This is a genomic window from Actinomadura sp. RB99 (genome assembly GCF_014706005.1).
GTDB lineage: Bacteria > Actinomycetota > Actinomycetes > Streptosporangiales > Streptosporangiaceae > Spirillospora.
Map to the genome: position 1 here is coordinate 1 of NZ_JABMCA010000152.1, position 4,217 is coordinate 4,217.

4 protein-coding genes are annotated in these 4,217 nt (G+C 77.2%); 1 reads left to right on the forward strand and 3 read right to left on the reverse strand.

All coding sequences use genetic code 11. The features are described from left to right. Nucleotides 1-1,123, forward strand: a 1,123-nt coding sequence (locus tag amrb99_RS49020; RefSeq protein ID WP_190868967.1) for a CHAT domain-containing protein, incomplete at its 5' end; no start/stop codon positions are given. Between the two features lie 52 nt (nucleotides 1,124-1,175). Here the strand turns inward: amrb99_RS49020 and amrb99_RS49025 are convergent. The 3 genes from amrb99_RS49025 to amrb99_RS49035 all read right to left on the reverse strand — a co-directional run bounded on the left by amrb99_RS49025 (nucleotide 1,176) and on the right by amrb99_RS49035 (nucleotide 3,884). Further along, nucleotides 1,176-2,006: a rhodanese-like domain-containing protein gene (locus tag amrb99_RS49025; protein ID WP_190868968.1), complete on the reverse strand. Its 831-nt coding sequence runs from the start codon at nucleotides 2,004-2,006 to the stop codon at nucleotides 1,176-1,178. 164 nt (nucleotides 2,007-2,170) lie between these two features. Further along, nucleotides 2,171-3,295 carry an alkaline phosphatase family protein gene (locus amrb99_RS49030; protein WP_190868969.1) on the reverse strand — a complete coding sequence of 375 codons (1,125 nt, stop codon included), beginning with the start codon at nucleotides 3,293-3,295 and terminating at the stop codon, nucleotides 2,171-2,173. A 7-nt stretch (nucleotides 3,296-3,302) separates the two neighbouring features. Next, a complete protein-coding gene (locus amrb99_RS49035; RefSeq protein ID WP_151544098.1) occupies nucleotides 3,303-3,884 on the reverse strand; it encodes a DUF5998 family protein in 582 nt (193 codons plus the stop codon). Between the last annotated feature and the right edge of the window lie 333 nt (nucleotides 3,885-4,217).

Genomic DNA, 4,217 nt, shown 5'->3' on the forward strand with positions numbered 1-4,217 from the left:
CGATCTCGCCGACCCCGAGCGCGCGGGGGCGCTGGCGGCGCTGCGCGCGCTCAGCGCCGCGCACACCTGCGACACGGCGGGCGGCGGCGTCCCGTCCGTGCTCGCCGCCGACCTGGCGGCCCTGGAGGCGAAGGTCAGCGCGCACACCCGCCGCCGTTCCGGCGGGCCGCCCGGCCCGGAGGCCCCCGAGCCCGCCGAGATCGCCGCCGCGCTCGGCGACCGCGCCCTCGTCGAGCTGGTCGCCGTCGGCGCCGAGCTGCACGCGGTGACCGTCGCCGGCGGCCGGACCCGCAGGCACCGGCTCGGCGACCGCGACGCCGCCGCCCGCGAGACGGGCCTGATCCGCTACGCGCTGGGCCGCCTCGCGAGCGCGGACGACCCCGCCGCGCTCACCGCCGCCGCCGAAGCCGCCGAACGGCTCGACCGGCTCCTGCTGGCGCCGGTACGGGCCGACATCGGCGACCGCGACCTGGTGATCGCCCCGGCGGGTCCGCTGCACGGCCTGCCCTGGGCGGTGCTGCCGTCGCTGGCGGGACGCCCGTTCACGGTCGTCCCGTCGGCCGCGGCCTGGCTGCGCGCCCGCGCCGACCGTCCGTCCGGCGGCCGCGCCGTCCTGGTCGCGGGACCCGGCCTCGCCCACGCCGGGCGCGAGATCGCCGCGCTCCGCCGCGTCCACGCCGACGCGCTCGTCATAGACGGCTTGGAGGCGCGCGCGGAACCCGTCCGCGACGCGCTGGACGGCGCCGCGCTCGCCCACATCGCCGCCCACGGCGAGTTCCGCGAGGGCAATGCGCTGTTCTCGCGGCTGCGGCTCGCCGACGGGCCGCTGACCGTCCACGACCTGGACGCGCTCGCGGCGCCGCCGCGACTGGTGGTGCTGTCGGCGTGCGACATCGGCCGCTCCGACGAGGGCGACGCCGCCGTCGGGATGGCGGGCGTGCTGCTGGCCCTCGGCGCCGCCACGGTGATCGCCAGCGTCGCGCCCGTCCGGGACGCCACGACACCGGAGTTCATGGCGGCGTTCCACGCCGGGCTGGCGTCGGGGCTACCGCCGTCCCGCGCGCTCGCCGCCGTGCCGCGCCCGCCCGGCGCGGCAGGCTTCCTCTGCTTCGGCTCAGGCTGACGACCGGCCCGTGGCCGGCCGGGACCACCCGGACCGGCCACCGGCCGTCATGTCAGGAATCGCCCGTCGCGACGGGATTGGCAGGGTCGGCGACCCAGTTCGACCAGGATCCGACATAGAGGGCCGCGGGTATCCCCGCGAGGTGGAGCGCCAGGATCTCGTGCGCCGCCGTCACCCCGGAACCGCAGTAGGCGCCGACGTCCAGCGCGTCGGTCGCGCCGAGCTGCGCGAACCGCTCGCGCAGCAGCTCCGGCGGCAGGAACCGGCCGTCCACGCCGACGTTCCCGGACGTCGGAGCGTTCCGAGCGCCCGGGATGTGCCCGGCGACCGGGTCGACGGGCTCGGTCTCACCGCGGTACCGCTCGGCGGCGCGGGCGTCCAGCAGCACCCCCGTCGTCGCCAGCGCGGCGGCCCCCTCCGCGTCCAGCACGGGCAGCCGGCCCGGGCGGGCGAAGAAGTCGCCCGGCTTGACGTCCGGCTCCTCGGTGGTGACCGGGTGGCCCGCCTCCGTCCAGGCCCGGTAGCCGCCGTTCAGCACGCGGACCTTGTCGTGGCCGAAGTAGCGCAGCGACCACCAGACGCGCGCCGCCGCCGTGGAGTCGGCGTCGTCGTAGACCACGACGAGCCGGTCCCCCGACACGCCGGCGCGGCGCATCGCGGCCTCGAAGCCACCGGACGGGGGCAGCGGATGGCGCCCGGCCGGCCCCGGCGGCCCGGCCACGTCGCGGTCCAGGTCGACGAACACGGCTCCGGGGAGGTGGCCCTTGCGGTAGGAGTCGATTCCCGGCGGCCCCGCCAGATGCCAACGCACGTCCAGCAGGACCAAGGGGGTCTGCTGCCGGAGCAGCCGGTCCAGCGCGGGCACTTCGATGAGAGGGTGCACATCGCCAGTTTGACCTTCGTCGCCCTGATTGAGGAGGGGCTCGGCGGGGTTCGTCACGACCGGCAGCCTACGCACCACCGGCCCCGGGACACGCCGTGCGCACGGATTCCACGACGGCCCAGGTCAGCGCCGGGGACGGCAGCGGGTCGGAGGCGGCGGCGCGGTCAGGGGCGGGTCGCCGTCAGCAGCGGGACGATCTGCTCGGCCGCCACGAGCGAGCCGTGCATGCCGACCATCCGGGTCAGCCAGGGCTCCCGCTCGGACGCCACGATCGCCAGGTCCGTGTGCGGCACCGCGATCACGTCGCCGATCCGCTCGGCCATCCCCGGGGCGAGCGGGCCGAACCAGCCGTCCGCCACCGCCTTCTCGCGCGGCACGACCCACGCCCGGTCGCCGACCAGCGCCGTCCACGCGGCGAAGACGTCGTCATGGGCGCCCGGCTCGCTGTAGACGTACCGGCAGCGCGCGTCGCCGCCGAGCAGCGCCACGCCCTCGCCCAGCTCCGGGACGGTGTCGGCGTCGATCCGTTCCACCGGGTCCACCATGCCGTGGTCGGCGGTCACGTACAGCGCCGACCCCGGCGGCAGGACGGCGGCGAGCTCCTGCACGAGGACGTCCACGAACCGCAGCTGGTGCCGCCACTCGGCGGACCCCACCCCGAACCTGTGCCCCGTCGAGTCGAGATCCGGGTGGTAGACGGTCACGAGCGACCGGTCGCCGCGCCGCAGCGCCCGCTCGGCCCGCCCGACGAGCTGGCCCAGGCTGTCCGCCGCGACGTAGTCGGCGCCGCGGGTCGTGGCCCGGCTGAGCGGCGAGTCCCGGTACAGGCCGAGGGACACGTAGGAGGCCGCGACGCCCGCCGCCGCGGCCCGCTGGTAGATCGTCGGCGCGGGCTGGAAGCGCTCCGGGTCGACCGAGTCGTCCCGCCAGCGCAGGCAGTTCAGCAGCCGCCCCGTGCCCGGGATCGCGACCTGCACGCCCAGCAGGCCGTGCCCGCCGGGCGGCAGGCCGGTGCCGAGCGACCCGAGGCTGGTGACGGTCGTGGCGGGGAACCCCGCGCTGATCGGCCCGCCGCCCATCGCGGTCAGGTACGGCGCCTCGTCCGGATGGGCGCGGAGCTGCTCCCAGCCGAGCCCGTCGATCACCAGCACGCACGCGCGCGGCAGCGCGGGCAGGCCGAGCGCGTTCACCGCGTCCGGGACGCCCAGCGCGGCCAGCACCGACACCGGGACGTCGGCGAGCGCGCCCGTCCCGTAGCCGGGCACGGGCGGCGGCGGGGCTCCGCTCACCGGCCGCTCACCGCGCGGTCGCCGCGGACAGCTCCTCGGCGAAGGCCAGCACCTGCGCGACGGCGTCCGCGCCGTCGGCGGCCTCGCTCACCCGCAGCGACAGGTCGTCGGCGGTGACGCTGCCGGTGTAGCCGTGGTCGGCCTCGCAGTTCTCGTCGCCGCAGGTCGCGGGCTCCAGGTCGATGTGCGCGATGGCGCCCCACCCGATCGTCAGCACCACCTCGGTCGGCGGCACCCCCGGCACGTACGAGGCCGGGTCCGGGACGACCCGCGTTACCGCGACCGACTGGACGCGCTCCAGCTTCACCGCCTCCGTGGTCGTGGACGCGTGCGGGCGCTCCATGCCCTCGCCGGGCGGGTGCTCGTCGGTGTGGCACACCAGCAGCCGGCTCGCCGACAGCACGAGCACCGTCACGTGCCGCCGGACCTCCATCGCGGGGTCGAACGTCGCCTCGTGGTGCACGACGTACGCGACGACGCGCTCGTCCCCTATGGCCGACTCGACCGCGTCCGCGACCAGGGCCGGGTAGTAGCCGCTGCGCTCGATCGCCGTGCGCAAACCATGAGCGGTCGCTCGGGTTTCCCTCATGCCCCTATCCTGCCCTGTCCGGGGCCGGACGCGCACATGCCCGGCCAGGCGGGAGATCACCGGCGCGACTCCATGATCACGAGCCAGGGCGGCCCCTGGCGGCGGCCTCGGCGCAGGGCCGGAGCGCGGGCCGCACGGGTACCCGACGGGCACGCGGGTACGGGGGTCATATGGACGAGAAAGAGCCGCTGCCGACCCCGCAGCCGGTGCCCCCGCCGACACCGGATCCCGCCCCCGCGCCGGAACCGCTGGTCCCGCCGACCGAGCCGCCGCCCGGCCCGATGCCGGGCCCCGGCCCCCAGCCGCCGAGGCCCGTGCCGCCGGGGCCCGCGC